Source organism: Mucilaginibacter sp. PAMB04274 (genome assembly GCF_039634385.2).
GTDB lineage: Bacteria > Bacteroidota > Bacteroidia > Sphingobacteriales > Sphingobacteriaceae > Mucilaginibacter.
The window spans coordinates 2,226,254-2,245,435 of sequence record NZ_CP155081.2; the positions used below are offsets into that span (position 1 = coordinate 2,226,254).

Sequence of the window (19,182 nt, forward strand, 5' to 3'; positions counted from 1 at the left end):
GCTAAATAACGCTTAATACCGCGCAAGGTTGTAAACAAATTTAGAAATAGTCCAAATAATATACCTACCTTACAGACCACTAATTAATTTAAAACAGACACCCAGGATTTATGGCATTTATAGATAGTGTGTTAGAACAGCCTTCTTATGGTTGGACAGACGGAGACGGAAATTTATCAAAGCCTAAAGCGGGAGATATATTCAGGGAGTTTTTTAAAAGATTAAACATTTTCAAGACGAAGAAGAACTGGTTGTCTTTTACCAGTTGGATGATGATTGTTTGCCTGGCGGTGCCGCTTGGCTTTTTCATTTTTAAATTTTTCAGTATTAAATTGTTAGCCATAGCTGCAGTTTACAGCATGGTTGTAATGGGTTCGCATGGCACAGTTTGGTACCACCGCTATTGTACCCACAGGGCCTATAAGTTTCGTAACCCGGTTTGGCGTTTTATTACGCAGAATATTACTCTTAAAATTATTCCCGAAGAAATATATGTGATCTCGCACCACGTGCATCATGCCAAATCAGACCAGCCAGGTGATCCTTACAATGCGCAGGGCGGGTTTTTGTATTGTTTTTTGGCCGACGTAAATCACCAGCCTATTGCCCGTAATATGGACGAAAACGCGTACAATCGTTGCGTTAAATTAATGCAGCACACCGGGCAAATATCTAATACTTATGCGCAATATCAAAAGTGGGGTACTTTAGCTAATCCTATGCGTACTATTGGCGGTATATTGCTTAACTGGGGATTTTGGTACTTCGTGTTTTATATGATTGGTGGACACCCTCTTGCCTGTACCTTATTTGGTGCTGCCGGCTTTTGGGCTGTAGGCGTACGCACCTTTAATTATGAAGGCCACGGTAAAGGCGAAGATAAGCGCCGCGAAGGAACAGATTATAACCGCAGTGATATGTCTATTAACCAGATCTGGCCTGGTATTGTAGCCGGCGAATGGCATAACAACCATCATTTATACCCTAAAAGCGCCCGTTCCGGATTTTTACCGCATCAGGTAGATTTGGCGTGGTGTTACATCAGACTCCTTAGTTTAATGGGCGGTGTTACAGAGTATCATGACTCTAAAAAGAAGTTTTTAAAGGAGTATTACCACCCACAAAAAAAGGCTAAAGACGTAGTGCTGGATAAAGTAATAGGCTAAGGAAAGTAAACCAAACAAAGGATGTGAATTTTCACATCCTTTGTTGTTAATACTGATTGCTGATTTGCAGTTTATATCTGCACGCATCCAATAACCTTTACAGGCGGTTGTACAGCTTCACCCATTCCCGTAAGCGCTCTTCTTCATCGGGCTTTAGGTAGGCCGGTAGTAAGCGCCAGCCCCAGTTATCTTTTGCCGATGATGGGTTGTTCATGCGGGCGCTTTCGTCAAGTCCTATTACATCCTGTATGGGCAGTATGGCTATTTTAGCTGTTGAAGCATAAGCGGTGCGAGCCAGTACTGCATGAATGTTTTTAGCTTTAACCGATTGACCCGTATACTGCTCTATTTGCTTACGTACGTTCTTATTAGCATCCTGGTTATACCAACCTACCGTTGTGTTATTATCATGTGTACCGGTATAGACCAAATAGTTCTCCTGGTAATTATGCGGAATGTACAACGAGTCTGGCAGTTCATCGCCAAAGGCAAATTGTAGCACTTTCATACCCGGAAATGCAAACTCATCGCGCAATTCAAAAACAGGAGCATCAATATCCCCCAGGTCTTCTGCCACGAACGGTAAACTACCTAATGCTTCTTTAACAACTCTAAAAAAGTCGCTTGCAGGACCGGTTCTCCATTTGCCGTTTTTGGCCGTTTCCTCACCGGCGGGCACATCCCAGTAGGCCGAAAATGCACGGAAGTGATCGAGCCTTATGAGGTCAAACTGCTCCATGTTTTTGCGCAGGCGCTTAACCCACCAGTCGTAGTTGCGCGCTTTCATAACATCCCAACGGTAAACAGGCATGCCCCACAGTTGGCCATCCGCATTAAAGTAGTCGGGTGGAACGCCGGCTATACCTATCATTTGACCTTCAGCATCGAGGCTAAAGCTTTCGGGGTTAGCCCAAACATCAACCGAATCATGACTTACATAAAATGGCAGATCGCCAAATAGCTTGATGTTTTGTATATGACAGTAATTTTTTAAAGCCAGCCATTGCTCATTAAAAATGAACTGTATCCATTTTACCTGCTCAATTTCGGCGTCATTTTGTACGGCGTAGCGTTTAAGCGCAGCAGTTTTGCGCTGGCGCAAATCTATAGGCCACTCATACCATGCTTTGTTATCATGATGCTGTTTAATGGCTATGTACAAGGCAAAGTCATTTAACCAGTACGCCTCGCGTTCACAAAACTTTTGAAATTGCTGGTTTAAGACGCTGAAATTTCCGCTTTTGAAATTTTGATACGCCTGGCTAAGCAATTCGCTCTTGTGTTTCAAAGCTTTGCGGAAATCTACTTGCTCTTTTACGTCCAAATGCAAATCCTTCAGATCTCCATCGGTAAGTAAACCAGCTTGTACCAATAGTTCTGGGCTGATGAGCAATGGATTTCCGGCCATGCTGCTTACCGAACTGTACGGCGAGAAGTTTTGCTCGGGCCCTGTGGGATTAAGCGGCAGCAATTGCCAGTACTTTTGCGCCGCCCTGCTTAAAAAGTCTGCAAAGTTATAAGCCTCTGGCCCCATGTCTCCAATACCGAAAGGTGATGGGAGCGAAGTGATATGCATCAGTATACCAGCGCCTCTTGTGTTTTCCTGATGTTCGAGTTTAAGTAGAGCTATAGGCAACTCACCAAATACATCTTTGATGCGGATGCTACTACTGTCTATTTGTCCTTCAGCGCCCGATAGGACATTTTTCCAGGATGATGGCGCTTCTTCAGGTAATAATATGCGTGTGTTTTTCCACTTTAGGTTCTTCAGGTCGCGGTCTTGCTCGCGGCATAATTCGGCCAGGTGCAGCGGTACAACAGTAATATACCATTGTTGCTGGTAACGGCGTGCAAAGGCCATTACATAATCCTGGTAGGCACCTTTTACACGCAGTGGTATGTAACTACCCTGTGCAAACAAATCGGCCGACTGCTGCCTTTTAATAAATAATTTATAAGTAAGCCATTGCTTAATTTGGCCGTTGTACCGGTTTTGCCAAAGCTGTTCTACCTGTTCTTCGTTATGAATGTTACTGATAATGTCATTTAAAAATTCACCACGCTTTTCATAGTCAACTGGTCTGCGGTTATCTGGGTCAACCAAACTAAAATCCCACAACTCACAGCCTTGGTAAACATCAGGTACGCCAGGGCAGGTAAACTTAAGCAAAACCTGTGAGAGTGAGTTGATGATGCCATGGTCGGCTATCTTTTCCTGCAGTTTCTCAAATGAGGCCCAAAATTCGCTGTCGGTATCCAGCAATGCTGCTGCAAAATTAAGCGTAGCCTGTTCGTAAGCTTCGTTAGGATTAGCCCAGTCGGAGTGTGCTTTAGCCTCACGTAACGCCTTCGTCAAATACTCCTGTAGTCGGTTGGCAAAGTCATCATCCGGTTCGCCGGGCATGGGGTAGGCGCCTGCAATAGTTTGATAGATGAAATATTCGTCATTGGCATCAGGTGCGTTGTCGTGCTTTAAGCCAGCATTGAGTTCCTGCCATTGCTTAACCGTTTTAAACCAGGTTTTGGACAGATCGGTCAATACGTTTAAACGTGCGCGTACATCTTCGCCGCGTTTAGTATCATGGGTTGAGGTGCCGTTTAATGCCAGTGGCCAAAGCTTTTGCCGCTGTGTCATGAGCTGATGGAAGTGCTTAACACTCACACCAAAAGCATCGGGCGCATCGCCAACCTCGTTATGCCCAATAAAGCGGTTATAGGTGTACATTAATGTATCCTCAACGCCTTTAGCCATTAAAGGACCGCTAAACTGTGTTAGCCGCTGATAAAATTGTAACGCTCGTTTGTTGTAATCGTTATTGCCCAGCTTTGGTTTTTCCAGCAAAACTACCTCCAGCAAGTTCAACGCAGCCTTCAATTCTGGCTGCTGCTTTTTTGCTTGCTTAAATAGCGATTTTACAGCGCTGTATTCTTTGCCTTGCAGCGGTAACTGGTTGCCGTAATAACGATAGATAGGGCAGTAGATTAACAGCTGACCAATAGCATCTTTTATGCTTTTTCCGTCAAGTCCAGTTAAAAGCTTTTTATCGGCTAATTTAAGTTTGTTAAACAGCTGATACACGTTTTCCAACTCACCGCCCATATGTTCCGATAAGATGTGAGCTTTCTTTTCGGCAATTTGTTCGGGTATGGGTTGCTCGCTGCCAACCAAGTGTCTGTAAAATGCAGTGAAGCGCTTTTCGGCCGTTTGGTTGGTTAGTACATTGTTTACCTGTGCTAGAAAGTCATAGCCGGACGTACCTTGAATAGGCCAATGTTCGGGCAGTTCTTCGCCTTCTTCCAGTATTTTTTCGGCTACTATGTAAGTATCATCGCCCGCCAGCTCGCGCAGGCGTTCCAGGTATTGGGTAGGGTCGTACAAGCCGTCAATGTGGTCGATACGCAACCCTTGGAATGTGCCGTTCTCTACCAGGTTTTTGATCTGGCGATGAAAGTGGTCAAATACGGCCTTGTCCTGAATGTTAAGACATATAAGACTGTTTACTGTAAAGAATCGGCGAAAGTTAATGCTCTTATCTGTTTCCTGCCAGCTACACAGCCGGTAAGCCTGGCTGTTAGCCAACTGATTTAACTTTTCCTTATCATCATTAACAGCTGATAAGCATTGATCAAAGTATCGTTTTACTTCTTCATCTTTTAAAGCCTTAATCAATCGCTGTTTCCAGGCCGACCATTTTAGTGCGCAGCTTCCGGTCTCGGTAATTAGCTGTACACTGCTTACCTGCTTTACCAGAGTTTGAAGCGCTTGCGGCACTTCTTCACCGGTTGCTTGTAAAATTTGTGGATAAGATGCCGGACTTAAGGGGTAATAATTGTCATAATATTCCAGCACAAGTCCCTGTTGTGGCTGGAAATCAACCGTAATCTCATTATTTTTGATAACTTCTTCAAGCGGGCTGCCCAAAAAAGGAACCATTAAAGGTTCATCTCTGAATAAGGCACTGGTCCAAACGGCATCAAAAAAATTAGCATATAAGGACATTTTGCCTTTTTCGAGCAGATCCATTAACCAAGGGTTGTTTGGATGAAACCCCATATGATTAGGAACAATATCCTGCAGCCAGCCGATGTTATTTTGCTTTAGCTTTTGGCTAATGGTTTTGAGTTGCTTTTCGGTACCCACCTCTGGATTGATGTGGTGCGGGTTTACGCCATCGTAGCCATGGGTGCTGCCTGGCGCCGCTTCAAAAACTGGTGAAGCATAAATAGTACTTACGCCAAGCTTTTGCAGGTAAGGAATGATGCGTTCAAATTCATCAAACGTAAATGCCGAATGAAACTGAATTCGATAGGTAGCAACAGGGTTATTCATTGATATATATTAAAAAAGACTCGGGTTGTAACTGAACGCTTGTGCCGCCGGCCAATGTATTGGCTGCCGCTTTTGGTCCGTTCCATTGTGCGTCTGCTGAGTCAAATTGTTTGTTCCAGGATGATGTTGTATCGGGTAAATATACAGTCTGTATGTTAACAGAAAAGTTCATGAGAATGACAGCTTCCTGCACGTGGTGTTTACGGTGCAAAATCAGCGTTTTTTGTTCCTCATTAGCTGTCGCATTTAACCGCTTGCGGTTTAAAATATGTAATACCGGCAGCTGTTTGCGTAAAGCTATCAGTTGGCGGTAAAAGTTGAGCATAATTTGGTGCTGCCCCCCCTCGGTTAAATTCCATTGCAGCTTCGAATTATTAAAAGTTTCCTCGGCCACAGGATCGGGCGCTTCGCCCTGAGCATGAAATGCTGCAAACTCAGCTTTACGGCCTTTGCGCACCGCCTCTGCCAGTTCAGCATCAGTATGGCTTACAAAGTACATAAAGCGGTTCGGTTCGCTCCATTCTTCACCCATAAACAGCATAGGCAGGTAGGGCGCAGTCAATACGGCACCGGCCATCAGTTTTTGCATCTCGAAGCTGAACAACTCGCTGCTGCGTTCGCCAAGCATGCGGTTGCCCACCTGGTCATGATTTTGTGAGAAAACGATAAATTGCTGTCCCGGATTATCTGTCGCTTTTATACCGAAATGTTTATCGCGGTGCGGCGAATACTGGCCATCGTATACATAAGCATCATTGTATGACTTAGCCAGATCGGCAATGCCGTTAAAATCGCTGTAGTAGCCCGTTTGCTCTCCGCCAGCTGTAATGCGCAGAGCATGATGAAATTCATCGATCCACTGGCTGTCCATACCAAACCCAGCCTTATCAAGCGGGTTGATAAAGCGGGTGTCGTTCAAATCACATTCAATAATGAGGTAGTGCCGTTTGCCGGTTTGCGCCATCAGTTCGTCAACACGGCTTTTAATTTCAGCCAGAATGTGTTGCGCTCCGAAATCTTTGATGGCGTGCACGGCATCCATCCGCAAGGCATCAATGTGAAAATCGCGGAACCACATCAGTACGTTTTCGATAAAATAATGCCTTACAGCATCACTACCTGCGTCGTCGAAATTTACGGCGTTGCCCCAAGGCGTATTATATTTATCAGTAAAGTAGGGCCCATACTCGTTAAAGTAATTACCCTCGGGGCCTAAGTGATTATAAACTACGTCCAACACTACAGCCAGTCCTTTACTATGGCAAGCATTTACCAGCTTTTGTAAGCCCTTGGCGCCACCGTACGAATTTTGAACTGCGTACGGAAACACACCATCGTATCCCCAGTTGCGATTGCCGGGGAACTGCGCGACCGGCATAATCTCAATGGCGTTAATGCCTAGGTTTACCAGGTAATCCAGCTTTTTTTCAATGCCTTCAAAATTGCCTTCGTTGCTAAATGTACCGGTGTGTAGTTCGTATATGATATAGTCTGACAGGTTTACGTTATCCCAGCTGCCGTCGGTCCATTGCTGTGCGTTCAGGTCAACTACGGCCGATGCACCGTGTACACCTTCCGGCTGGTGCAAAGATGCAGGGTCGGGCAAGGGGTCCTGGCCATCCAGCACAATTTGGTACAGACTACCATCTTTGAGCTGATTGGTGCTTATATGCCAGTAACCATATTCTTGAGGCGTTAAAGGTAAATTATCGCCTGTTTCGTGTATTTTAACACTTGCACTTTTGGCCTTAGGCGCCCATAACCACACGTTGGCCTCGCCACCGTTTACGCTAATACCAGGGCGTATATCAATTACTTTAGTTGCTTTGGTCATAAATTACCGGATGGTGTAATACAACAATGGAACGGCCCTTAACCGTAATTACAGATTCGGCTTCGTAAGTTTCATCATCGGCCACTTCATTCTCGGTAGTGTCAATGATCTTCGTCCAGTTTTTGGCGTATAATGTTTCAGGTAATTTGTAATCAACTGATTCCCAGTGTGCATTAAATATTACATAGAACCCGTCGTCAATTAAAGCTTCACCAACCTCGTTACGTGTGCGTAGCGCTCTGCCGTTTATAAACACAGCCAGCGATTTGGCGAAGTCATTATTCCAGTGATCGTCACTTAACTGGCTTCCCTCAGGCAAAAACCAGGCAATGTCTTCCACTCCTTTAATAGGCGTTCCTCTGAACCAGCGCTTACGAGCGAAAGCCGGGTGCTTACGGCGGAAATGTATAAGCTTAGAAGTAAAATCGAACAGCTCCATGTCGGCATTGGCCCAATCAAGCCAAGATATTTCATTGTCTTGGCAATAGGCATTGTTATTACCCCCCTGTGTGCGGCTTATTTCATCGCCGGCTACTAGCATGGGCACACCCTGCGACAGGAACAACGTAGTAATGAAATTCCTTTTTTGTTGTTCGCGGATCTGATTAATCTCCTGATCATCAGTCGGACCTTCTACACCGTAATTATTAGAGCGGTTATGGCTCTCGCCATCGTTATTATCCTCGCCGTTAGCTTCGTTATGTTTTTCGTTATAGCTTACCAGGTCATTTAGCGTGAAGCCGTCATGTGCGGTTACAAAGTTGATACTGGCTGTAGGGTTTCTTAAATCTTCCTGGTATAAATCGGCACTGCCGGTAAAACGTGACGCAAATTCGGCCAGGGTGCTGTTCTCACCACGCCAGTAATCACGCACACAATCGCGGTACTTACCGTTCCACTCACCCCATCCCTGTGGGAATTTACCAACCTGATAGCCACCCTCTCCAATATCCCATGGCTCGGCAATTAACTTTACTTGTGATATAATAGGATCCTGATGGATAATGTCAAAGAAAGCGCTCAGACGGTTTACCTCGTGCAACTCGCGCGCCAGGGTAGAGGCCAGGTCAAACCTAAAGCCGTCCACGTGCATTTCGGTAATCCAGTAGCGTAGGCTGTCCATAATTAAACGAAGTACATTGGGCAGGTTGGCATTTAGCGTGTTGCCCGTGCCGGTATAGTCCATGTAGTAGCGCTTATCTTCGGTAAGGCGGTAGTAACCTTCGTTATCAATGCCTTTAAATGACAACGTTGGACCTAACTGGTTACCTTCGGCAGTGTGATTATATACCACGTCGAGTATTACTTCAATACCAGCTTTGTGCAGCTCCTTTACCATTTGCTTAAACTCGGTAACCTGCTCGCCGCAATTGCCACTGCTGGCGTAACGTACATCAGGCGCAAAAAAGCCGATAGTGTTGTAACCCCAGTAGTTAGTAAGACCCTGCTCAACCAAATGCCTGTCGGCCACAAACTGGTGTACCGGCATCAGCTCAATAGCGGTTATCCCCAGCTTTTTTAAATACTCAATAGTAACCGGATGACCAATAGCCGCATAGCTACCTCTGATCTCTTCCGGAATTTCAGGATGTAATTTGGTGAATCCCTTAACGTGCGTTTCGTAGATGATGGTGCTGTGGTAAGGTGTTTTCGGCGGACAATCGCCTTCCCAGTCAAACTTAGGATCAACTACCACACTTTTGGGAATAAAAGGCGCGCTGTCTGTTTCACTAAAGCTTAAGTCTTTCTCTTCGCTGTAAACATCATAATTGAATAGCGCATCGTGCCAGTTAATAACACCCGATATGGCTTTTGCATAGGGATCTATAAGTAACTTGTTCGCATTAAAGCGTAAGCCATTTTCAGGCTCATACGGGCCATGTACACGGTAGCCATACAGTTGTCCCGGTTTTAAGTGGGGTATATAAGTATGCCAAATATAGTGTGAACGTTCGGTGAGCTCTATTTTAGTATATTCTATTTCATCATCGGCTGTTTTAAATAAACATAATTCGATTTTGGTGGCATTGCTGGCATAAATGGCAAAATTTACTCCCTTGCTATCTGGTGTGGCACCCAACGGAAATGGTTTGCCCGGAAAACTATTTACTTTCATAAAGCAATGAAGGTTTTGCCGTAAAAAATGTTTGGGCTTACACAAAAAAAATACACAACAAAGTTGTAACTGGAGCTGACGAAAGCATCAATAGTTAATAGGTAACAATCAGAATAATTGGCCCAGAGGGTAAATTACACCAAGAGCTGACTTGTAAGGGAGCCGATGCTAGGGACGGCTCTTACGTTTAGTTACAAAAATTATCCTGAATTTGAAAAATACTGATGTGTTTTTTTTACACTAACTCTTGCTTGGTAACAAAATCAAACTATCTTTGACAATCGATTGCAAAAGGCAAAAATTTTAGATTACCTTCGTTTTTGTAAGCCCCAATTGATACACTAACCACTGTTTTTGAATTTAAATTACATATACATAAACCATGTTACTATTAGGTATTGATATCGGCACGTCATCCGTAAAGGTATCGGTGGTTGATGCTGATTCGCAAAAGGCCCTGGCATCGGCGCAATATCCGGATACGGAATCACCCATTATCTCCCTTCAGCTGGGTTGGGCCGAGCAATCGCCAGATATGTGGTGGGAGCAGGCTCAGCAGGCTCTTCAACGGTGCCATGCTACCGGCTTATACAATCCGGAGGATATAGCTGCGATAGGTATAGCCTACCAGATGCATGGCCTGGTACTGGTTGATAAAAACCAGGAGGTTTTGCGTAACAGTATAATTTGGTGCGATAGCCGTGCGGTTGAATACGGAGATAAAGCCTTTGAAGCCATAGGTGAGGAAAGAAGCCTGTCGCACTTGCTCAATTCACCCGGTAACTTTACGGCGGCCAAGCTGGCTTGGGTAAAAGAGAATGAACCAGAGCTTTACGCCCGCATAGACAAAATTATGCTGCCCGGTGATTTTATTGCCATGAAGTTAACCGGCGAGATCACTACATCGGTATCTGCATTATCTGAGGGGATATTTTACGATTTCCTCGAAAATGGCCTCTCTGATGATGTAATGCGTTTCTTTGGTTTTGCTGATGGACTGATACCAACAGTAAACCCGGTTTTCTCTGGTCATGGTACCTTAACATCATCTGTAGCTTCTCAATTTAAACTTAAAGCCGGTATACCGGTTGCTTACAAAGCTGGCGATCAGCCCAATAACGCACTTTCCCTAAATGTTTTAAACCCTGGCGAGGTGGCTGCTACAGCCGGAACTTCGGGTGTTATTTACGGTGTAAGCGACCAACTGGCGTACGACCCGCAATCGCGTGTAAACACTTTTGCGCATGTTAATTATGCGGAAGAGCAAAAGCGGTTAGGCATATTGTTATGCATCAACGGCACCGGTAGTTTAAACCGTTGGGCTAAAAACCTGTTCGGCGCTAATATTGGATACGGCCAAATGAATGAGCTTGCCCGGCAAGCCCCTGTTGGCAGTAACGGCTTACGCATTTTGCCTTTTGGTAACGGTGCCGAACGCATGCTCAACAACAAGCTGGTAGGTGTACACTTTCATCATATTGATTTAAACCTGCATGGCCAGTCTCACATATTCAGGGCGGTGCAGGAGGGGATAGCCTGCGCTTTCCGTTATGGATTGGATATAATGCGCGAAAATGGCATGAACCCTACGGTAATACGCGCCGGCAAAGCAAACCTCTTTTTAAGTGATTTATTTGCCGAAACGTTTGTAAACGTAACCGGCGTACCGGTTGAATTGTATAACAACGACGGCAGCGTAGGTGCTGCGTTAGGTGCGGGTATTGGCGCAGGTATATTCACCTCACCGGCCGAAGCCTTTACCGGTATGGAAAAGGTGCAGGTAATAGAACCGCAGGGGGGTAACAAAATTGAAGAGGTATACCAGCAATGGAAGTTACTGCTCGAAAAGCAACTTATTGCAGAACAAGCCATTGAGACAGAAAGCCTCAAGTAATTCAAGCTTAGTAGCTATGCATTCGATTAATGTGTAATGTTACAATTATTTTGCCGGGTAATTGGCTCTTATACAATTCGATATATCAAAATTAACTTAATATAAAACAAACACTTAATAACAATTATAATGGCAAGCATTTTAACAGGCGACCGCGAGTATTTCCAAGGTATTGATCAGATCAAATACGAAGGTCCGGAGAGCGATAATCCATTGGCTTACCGCTGGTATGACGAAAACCGTATTGTAGCAGGCAAATCTTTAAAAGACCATTTCAAATTTGCCGTTTCGTACTGGCATTCTTTTAACGGTAATGGTAGTGATCCTTTTGGCGGTGCAACGCATGATTTCGCCTGGGATGAAAAAGCTGATGCGGTAGAACGTGCTAAAGATAAGATGGATGCAGCATTTGAGTTTTTTACCAAATTGGGCCTGCCATACTATTGCTTTCATGACGTAGACGTGGTTGATTATACCAACGATGTTAACGAAAACGACCGCAGGCTGCAAACCCTGGTTGATTACGCCAAAGAGAAGCAAACAGCCAGTGGCATTAAATTACTGTGGGGAACGGCAAACCTGTTTTCGCACAAGCGTTATATGAACGGTGCAGCTACCAACCCCGATTTTCACGTGTTAACCCATGGCGCTGCACAAGTAAAGGCGGCCCTGGATGCAACCATTGCCCTGGGCGGCGAGAATTACGTGTTTTGGGGTGGCAGAGAAGGCTACATGAGCCTGCTAAATACCAACATGCAACGTGAGCAGGAACACCTGGCCAAGTTTTTACATGCGGCTAAGGATTATGCCCGCAAGAACGGTTTCACCGGTAATTTCTTTTTAGAGCCAAAACCATGTGAGCCAACCAAACATCAGTATGATTATGATGCGGCAACCTGCTTAAGCTTTTTGCAGAAATACGATTTGATGAACGACTTTAAGTTGAATTTGGAAGTAAACCACGCTACGCTGGCCGGTCACACCTTTCAGCATGAGATGCAGGTAGCTGCTGATGCTGGCTTACTGGGTTCACTGGATGCAAATCGCGGCGATTACCAGAACGGCTGGGATACCGATCAGTTCCCGAATGATATAACCGAGGTAACTGAGTATATGATGGTATTGCTGCGTGCCGGCGGCTTAAAAGGTGGTGGTATTAACTTTGATGCTAAGATACGCCGTAACTCAACTGATCCGGCCGATTTGTTTTATGCGCACATTGGTGGAGCCGACGTGTTTGCAAGGGCATTGATCATTGCCGATAACATTCTGCAAAAATCAGATTATACCAAAATTGTTACCGACCGCTATGCCTCATTCGACAGTGGAAAAGGTAAGGAATTTGAAGAAGGCAAGCTTACTTTAGAAGATTTGAGAGCTTACGCCATTGAAAACGGCGAACCTGCCACCATTAGTGGAAAACAGGAGTATCTCGAAAATTTGATTAACCGGTATATTTAATTATACTTGTTGCCAGTTAAACCAATTAATCCAAAGTATACATTTAAAAAATGAAAGAATTAACCACGGGAGACTACGCTGTATTCCTGATTTACTTCCTGATTGTAGCCGTTTATGGTTTGTGGGTATATCGCCGCAAGCGTAATGCTGATGCAACATCTAAAGATTACTTTTTAGCGGAGGGGTCGTTAACCTGGTGGGCCATAGGTTCATCGCTGATTGCTTCTAACATATCCGCCGAGCAGTTTGTGGCCATGAGCGGTAACGGCTTTACAATGGGGTTAGCAGTATCAGCTTATGAGCTGATGGCAGCTATTACATTGGTAATCGTGGCAATATTCTTCATTCCGGTTTATCTGCGCAATAAAATCTTTACCATGCCGCAGTTTTTGCATCAGCGCTACAACAGCACCGTAGCCATGATTATGGCTGTGTTTTGGTTGTTGCTGTATGTAATTGTGAATCTTACCTCTATTTTGTACTTGGGTGCAATTGCAGTTAATGGTATCTCAGGCATCAACTTTACCGTGTGTTTAATTGCGCTTGCATTCTTTGCCGTAATTATTACACTGGGCGGTATGAAGGTAATTGGCTTTACTGACGTAATACAGGTGTTCTTCCTCATACTAGGCGGTTTGGTAACCACCTATATTGCGGTTACCCTGGTTGCCGAGCATAATGGTACTACAGGTATATTTAACGGGTTGAAGGTGATGAGCGAAAAGGCTAACGACCACTTCCACATGATCTTAAAACGTGATAATCCTAAATATATTGACCTGCCGGGCTTAACTGTACTTTTAGGCGGTATGTGGATCGTGAATCTGAACTATTGGGGATGTAACCAATACATTACCCAACGTGCGCTGGGTGCCAACTTAAAAACGGCTCGTGGCGGTATCTTGTTTGCGGCCTTCCTGAAACTACTGATGCCGCTAATTGTGGTGTTACCTGGTATTGCAGCCTACGTGTTGTATAAAGATCAAGTGTTTGCAGGTGATGCGCAGAATAGCTTAAAAGCTAATCCCGATAACGCCTATCCAGTGTTGTTAAACTTACTGCCAACCGGCTTTAAAGGCTTATCATTTGCGGCGTTAACAGCGGCGGTGGTAGCTTCTTTGGCAGGTAAAGCAAACAGTATTGCAACCATCTTTACGCTTGATATTTTCAAAAAGCTGAAGCCTGAAACGCCGGACTATAAATTGGTAACGGTAGGTAAAATAACCGTTGTTGTGGCCATGATATTAGGTGTGGTTATCTCTCCATTCCTGGGTATTGACAAAAAAGGTGGCTTTACCTTTATTCAGGAGTATACAGGATTTGTATCCCCCGGTATTTTCGCCATGTTTATCCTAGGCTTCTTCTGGAAAAAAGCAACATCAAATGCAGCTCTTTTCGCAACTATAGGCGGTTTCATCTTCTCGGTATTATTTAAATTTTTACCAGAGTTTATGGATCTATCGTTCCTAAGTCCGGTTGGATTTGCAGTGGTTAACAAAGACAGTGGTTTATACGAAATACCATTCCTTGACCGTATGGGCTTTGTGTTCATCATCTGTATAATTGGTATGTGGATCATCAGCACCATCGAAACCGCTCGTGGCGTTAAAACCAACGGCTTGGATGTGGATGCATCAATGTTCAAAACATCTAACTCGTTTGCCATAGGTTCATTGATTATCTGTGGTATTCTAGTAGCTATTTATACCTTACTTTGGTAAGCAGCATTTAGAATAATTGTAAAGGCGGCTATCTTTAATATAGCCGCCTTTTTTTAATAGCATGATTTTAAGACTGTACAGTAATATAAACCCAGTATGGGGTTAAATAATCTACAAGTTTGTGCTTCGAAGTATTCTAAGTATAGTATTTGGCACTTCGTCGTTTTTGCAAGCGTTGAGATAATTAAAGTGGTCAGCAAGATAGTTCTGGGTTTGACTATATTTGCCTTATTACAGGTTCATATTTTTATTGTTTTACTTCACTCTGACCATTGGTAATTTACAACAATGCTTTAAATGACATATAAAGTGGATTATGCTTCTATCAAATACATCTTATACAACAGTCAACTATTATACTCATTCTACACCTTGCTCATCATCTAACCCATCCAGTGATGCAGTAGTATGCAGTTAAAAGAAATTTCAGTCAAAACGGTCTTTAAACATCCATTATCAGAATTTAACCGGTATACATGGTGCATACAGGAACATTATTGGTCATATTTAAAAAAGTATGATACCGGACCGTATCGAAATGTAGTTATTTTGGTTAATGATAGACGGGAAGAGGAAAGCGGTGTTCTAATAAAAGATAATGACTATGGCAATGTAGCAGTAGTCGAAAGATATTTTGTATTTCGGCCTTCTTAAAACTTGGGAGCATCGAAAAAAAAAGGTTATTGTTGACATTACTGCATACTTCTATGCTTTTATTAGCCGATGTAAATGATTGGGAGAAGCAACCTTTAATCAATGCATTTGATTCCTGTATCCGTTTGAATCTTGAATACAAATTTACTTTGAAGTCATTGATGTCACCCTCTAAAGACTTATTGGGCTATATACAATGTTATTGGGACATAGAACGCTTTATGGCAACCGGAATTATAAAAAGGAAGAATGGTGAAATAATCAAACAAGAACTGCTGGTAAATGTTGAAGCTTATAATGGGGAGTTTATATATTATGCAAAATGCAGGTGGACTGACAATTATACATTTACCTTATATATGAAGGATGGTAACGAGTGGAGTGTTAAATATTTCCCAATTGTGTAAAAGTGCCTAAGTTATTATACCGAAAATTGTTTCTGGAACCATTCCATGTACATTTGTTACTCAAAGACTCTTAATCGTTAATGAAGCGGCAGGATATTTACTCTTCCTCAATCTTCCTAACCGTCAACACAATCAGCCCACCCAATAAGGCAATTAATCCGAACGACCACCGCATACTAAAAGCTTGCGCCATGTAACCAATAACAGGCGGCACGAGCAAAAAACCAAAATAACCGATGGTAGATATAGACGCGATAGCGGCACCGCTGCTTAGTTTAGCCGATTTGCCTGCAATACTGAAAACCAGCGGCACAACGCATGATACACCCAAACCAACCAGTATAAATCCCAAACCAGCGGTAACAGGGTAGGGAAGGGCAACAGCTAATGTAAGCCCGCAAAAAATAAACCAGCCACTGTAATTTAAAAGGTTTTTAATGCCAGTAAGTACTACCAATTTGTCGCCAACAAAACGGCCGGTGGTCATGGCTACCATGTAAACAACAAAGGCTGCCGTTGAAGCTGATTGACCTGCATGTATGGCCTTATCAAAATAAATAGCGCTCCAATCATACATCGTATTCTCACAGGCCATACAAGCAAAAGAGATGATGGCAAATTTAAGCATGTAACGGTCGGGCAGTATCAAAAATGGCTTGCGCTCAACCGGCTTGGGCTTTTCGTAAAAGCTGTACGAATAAAAATATAAGGATGTAATACAAAGCAAAATACTAACTGCGCCCAAGTGGTAAAATAAACCAATATTAAAGCGAACCATGAGGTAGCCAACAGCAGCCCCGGCAAAGCCAGCCAGGCTCCATATACCATGAAAGGTGGTGATTACAGATTTGGTATATAACGATTGTACACCTACCGATTGAGCATTAACCGACAAGTTTAACAGGTTGCGCGCAGCACCAAAGGCAAATAAAATGATATAGAATTGCCATACCTCGGTTCCTAAGCCTAAAAAGAATAATACAATGTTGAAAAGCAGTGCACCCGTCATCATGATGGTGCGGCTGGCATAATGGCTTAACAAACGCCCGGTAACTGGCAGAGTTAACATAAGGCCTATAGGCAAAGCAAATAATAAGGTTCCTAATTGCGCCTCAGACAAATTTAGGTGTTGCTGCACCGATGGTATACGCGAGGCCCAGGAAGAGTAGCCGAAGCCTGAAATAAAAAAAAATACAGCACATCCTATCCGCAACTCCCGCGGCGACCTGTTCCTAACCTCTGTCATTGCCGGCAAAAATAAGATTATACCGGGGTGATGGTGTAAAGAATTTCAGAATTGTGGAAGGTGCTGTATAAAGATATTTCTATCGTACGCTGGACTGGTTTTGCAGAACGTCCCTTAAAAACTATTAAAGTAGAGATCTTGCTGGATGAAACACCCCTGTTCTGCTAGCTTTTACCTTCATGTATTACTGCACACCACCTATGCCAGGCAGAAAGAAATATTTTTTGTTGCGGTAATACGCCAGATCATGTTCAGGCTTTTCGTAACCGGCAGGTATAGGCTGTTTAGAAAAGCTCTGAAAGTATAACACGCAGGCATCACGCCAAAATACGGCTTCCTGCTCCTGTATGGCCAGGAGCTGTTTCACCTCGTTAAAACGCGAATTGTCGATTTTGCCTTGCATCAGGCTCCACGTTTTTTGCATGCTGCGAACAGAATCCACACCCCGGTAATAATGATGCACTAAATCCTGCCACAAGGTTCTGCCCGATGGCATAGGATAGTTCCAACTCACGTGATGGAACCAGAGCAGGTATTTTTCAGGAGTGGTCTGTATGTTCTCAAATTGCTCGCGCACCTCGGGGAAATATTGGCCAACAGCATTGCTGCCTTTTGAGGTGCGGTCAAAACCTACCCCAGCCGAATCGGCTTTGTGATAATACACAGGGTTCCAGTCGGGGCGGCTTAAATCGCTAACCCACGGCCCTGGGCCATAGTGCGCGCCGGTGCCCATAATATGGTGTAAGCCCAACGGGGTCATGTAGTCAACCGCAGTTTCGCGTGAGCTGAGCATGAGTCGTTTTACCGGGGCTATGAAGGTGTTGTCGTTACTGAACGTCATGCGCAGCCATTCATCAGCTATCGCATCTGAGCTCAATGCCGGGTTCCAGGCCAGGCGGCCGAATGCATACCAGTTAGCCTGGGCAAAAGGATGACCGGTCCAGTTCACATCTGAGCCAATATTTGCTACACCGGCCATACCCGTAAGTGCATGGTTATCTACTTTCCCTTCAATTACTTTAGCCACGGTTGAACCTTTGCCCTTTGCATAGGTATCCGATTCAAGACATTCTTTAAACAACGGCGCCAGGTAAACCAGGTGAGTAGAAAATCCCAGGTATTCTTGCGTAACCTGGTATTCCATCATAAGCGGCGTTTTGCGCATAGCACCAAAAAGTGGATGAAAAGGTTCGCGCGGCTGAAAATCAATAGCACCATTTTTTACCTGCACAATAACATTGCTGCGAAATTGCCCGTCGAGCGGTTTAAACTCATTATAAGCCTGTTTTGCACGGTCGTCCGGCACCTTATCGTCATATACAAACGCGCGCCACATTACAATGCCGTTATGTGGTTTTAAGGCATCGGCTAACATGTTGGCACCATCAACATGGTTTCGGTTATAAGTTTGCGGGCCGGGCTGGCCTTCGGAATTAGCTTTTACAATAAAGCCACCAAAATCGGGTATATAAGAGTAAATCTCATCGGCTTTGTCTTTCCACCATTTTTGTACGCCTGCATCCAGCGGGTCTGCAGTTTTGAGACCGCCAATTTCGATAGGCGCACTGAAACGTGCGGTCAGGTAAATTTTCATACCATAAGTGCGAAACACATTGGCTAATGCTGCCGCTTTAATTAGGTAGTCTTTAGTTAAAGATATCGCACTTGCATTTACGTTATTAACTACTGCACCGTTGATTCCAATAGAAGCATTGGCACGAGCGTAATCAAGATACCGAGGATCGATATATCCGGGCAGCTTATGCCATTTCCAAATGGAAGAGCCTGCATACCCTCGTTCTACCGTACGGTCGAGGTTGTCCCAATGGTTTAGTAAACGGTACTTAATTTTTGGACTTTCATTGATGGATACTTGCTGTAGGCTTTGACCGGTTTGCAACAGTCTTAAGAAGTTAAATACGCCGTATAAAATACCTTTATCTGTGTTGCCGCCAATAATGAGGCAGCTTTTACCAGCTATAGTTGCTGATTTTATAAAATAGCCTTCATCGCCCGACTCATGAAGTTCCGGGCTGTAAGTAGCAATAACTTTCGAACTTTTGGGCGTGCCAATAATCAGCGTTCCATTTGCGGTTATGTTACTTACCTGTGCAGGTTGCAAACTCAGTATTTGCTGCAAGCCATCTAACAATTCTTTTTTTGCGGCCTGTGCAGTTGCTGATGAACCAGTAAACGCTAGTTGTTTAACCGACTGCCGGTAGCCGTTATACAAAGCGGTACTTTTAACCTTATCATAACGCAGCCACAGGCGGTATCCATCTTCGGCTTTAGTGTTGGTGATGTTGAACAAAAAGAGGAACAGGATAACGCAGGCAGATGGTCTGGTCATGGT

General features: G+C 44.1%; 10 protein-coding genes. 5 read left to right on the forward strand and 5 right to left on the reverse strand.

Going from position 1 to position 19,182, the window contains the following annotated elements:
• Positions 1-110 precede the first annotated feature (110 nt).
• Positions 111-1,166, forward strand: a complete 1,056-nt coding sequence (locus tag ABDD95_RS09435) for a fatty acid desaturase (RefSeq protein ID WP_345951636.1) — start codon at positions 111-113, stop codon at positions 1,164-1,166.
• 97 nt (positions 1,167-1,263) lie between these two features.
• On the opposite strand, the gene treY is transcribed toward ABDD95_RS09435, so the two are convergent.
• The 3 genes from treY to glgX are packed head-to-tail and all read right to left on the reverse strand — an operon-like array spanning position 1,264 to position 9,446.
• Entirely contained in the window at positions 1,264-5,496 is a 4,233-nt protein-coding gene (gene treY / locus ABDD95_RS09440; protein ID WP_345951637.1) for a malto-oligosyltrehalose synthase, read from the reverse strand.
• Positions 5,489-7,330, reverse strand: coding sequence for a malto-oligosyltrehalose trehalohydrolase (treZ, locus tag ABDD95_RS09445; RefSeq protein ID WP_345951638.1), 1,842 nt, complete (start codon positions 7,328-7,330; stop codon positions 5,489-5,491). Before treZ ends, treY begins: the two co-directional genes overlap by 8 nt.
• Positions 7,314-9,446 (reverse strand): glycogen debranching protein GlgX, encoded by a 2,133-nt coding sequence (gene glgX / locus ABDD95_RS09450; protein ID WP_345951639.1) that lies wholly within the window; start codon positions 9,444-9,446, stop codon positions 7,314-7,316. The genes treZ and glgX overlap by 17 nt, the downstream gene beginning before the upstream one ends.
• Positions 9,447-9,828: 382 nt before the next feature.
• Between glgX and ABDD95_RS09455 the strand changes: the two genes are divergently transcribed.
• The 4 genes from ABDD95_RS09455 (at position 9,829) to ABDD95_RS09470 (ending at position 15,583) form a co-directional block, all read left to right on the forward strand.
• Positions 9,829-11,340, forward strand: a complete 1,512-nt coding sequence (locus ABDD95_RS09455; RefSeq protein ID WP_345951640.1) for an FGGY family carbohydrate kinase — start codon at positions 9,829-9,831, stop codon at positions 11,338-11,340.
• A 129-nt stretch (positions 11,341-11,469) separates the two neighbouring features.
• A complete protein-coding gene (gene xylA / locus ABDD95_RS09460; RefSeq protein ID WP_345951641.1) occupies positions 11,470-12,801 on the forward strand; it encodes a xylose isomerase in 1,332 nt (443 codons plus the stop codon).
• Positions 12,802-12,851: 50 nt separating this feature from the next.
• Positions 12,852-14,522, forward strand: coding sequence for a sodium/solute symporter (locus tag ABDD95_RS09465; protein ID WP_345951642.1), 1,671 nt, complete (start codon positions 12,852-12,854; stop codon positions 14,520-14,522).
• A gap of 707 nt (positions 14,523-15,229) precedes the next feature.
• Positions 15,230-15,583 (forward strand): hypothetical protein, encoded by a 354-nt coding sequence (locus ABDD95_RS09470; RefSeq protein ID WP_345951643.1) that lies wholly within the window; start codon positions 15,230-15,232, stop codon positions 15,581-15,583.
• 97 nt (positions 15,584-15,680) lie between these two features.
• Here ABDD95_RS09470 and ABDD95_RS09475 read toward each other — a convergent pair whose 3' ends face one another.
• Together ABDD95_RS09475 and ABDD95_RS09480 are read right to left on the reverse strand one after the other, a co-directional pair.
• The gene (locus tag ABDD95_RS09475; protein ID WP_345951644.1) at positions 15,681-16,829 is read right to left on the reverse strand and encodes an MFS transporter; all 1,149 of its coding nucleotides are present in this window, start codon (positions 16,827-16,829) and stop codon (positions 15,681-15,683) included.
• A gap of 184 nt (positions 16,830-17,013) precedes the next feature.
• A complete protein-coding gene (locus ABDD95_RS09480) occupies positions 17,014-19,179 on the reverse strand; it encodes an alpha-glucuronidase family glycosyl hydrolase (protein ID WP_345951645.1) in 2,166 nt (721 codons plus the stop codon).
• Positions 19,180-19,182: the final 3 nt, after the last annotated feature.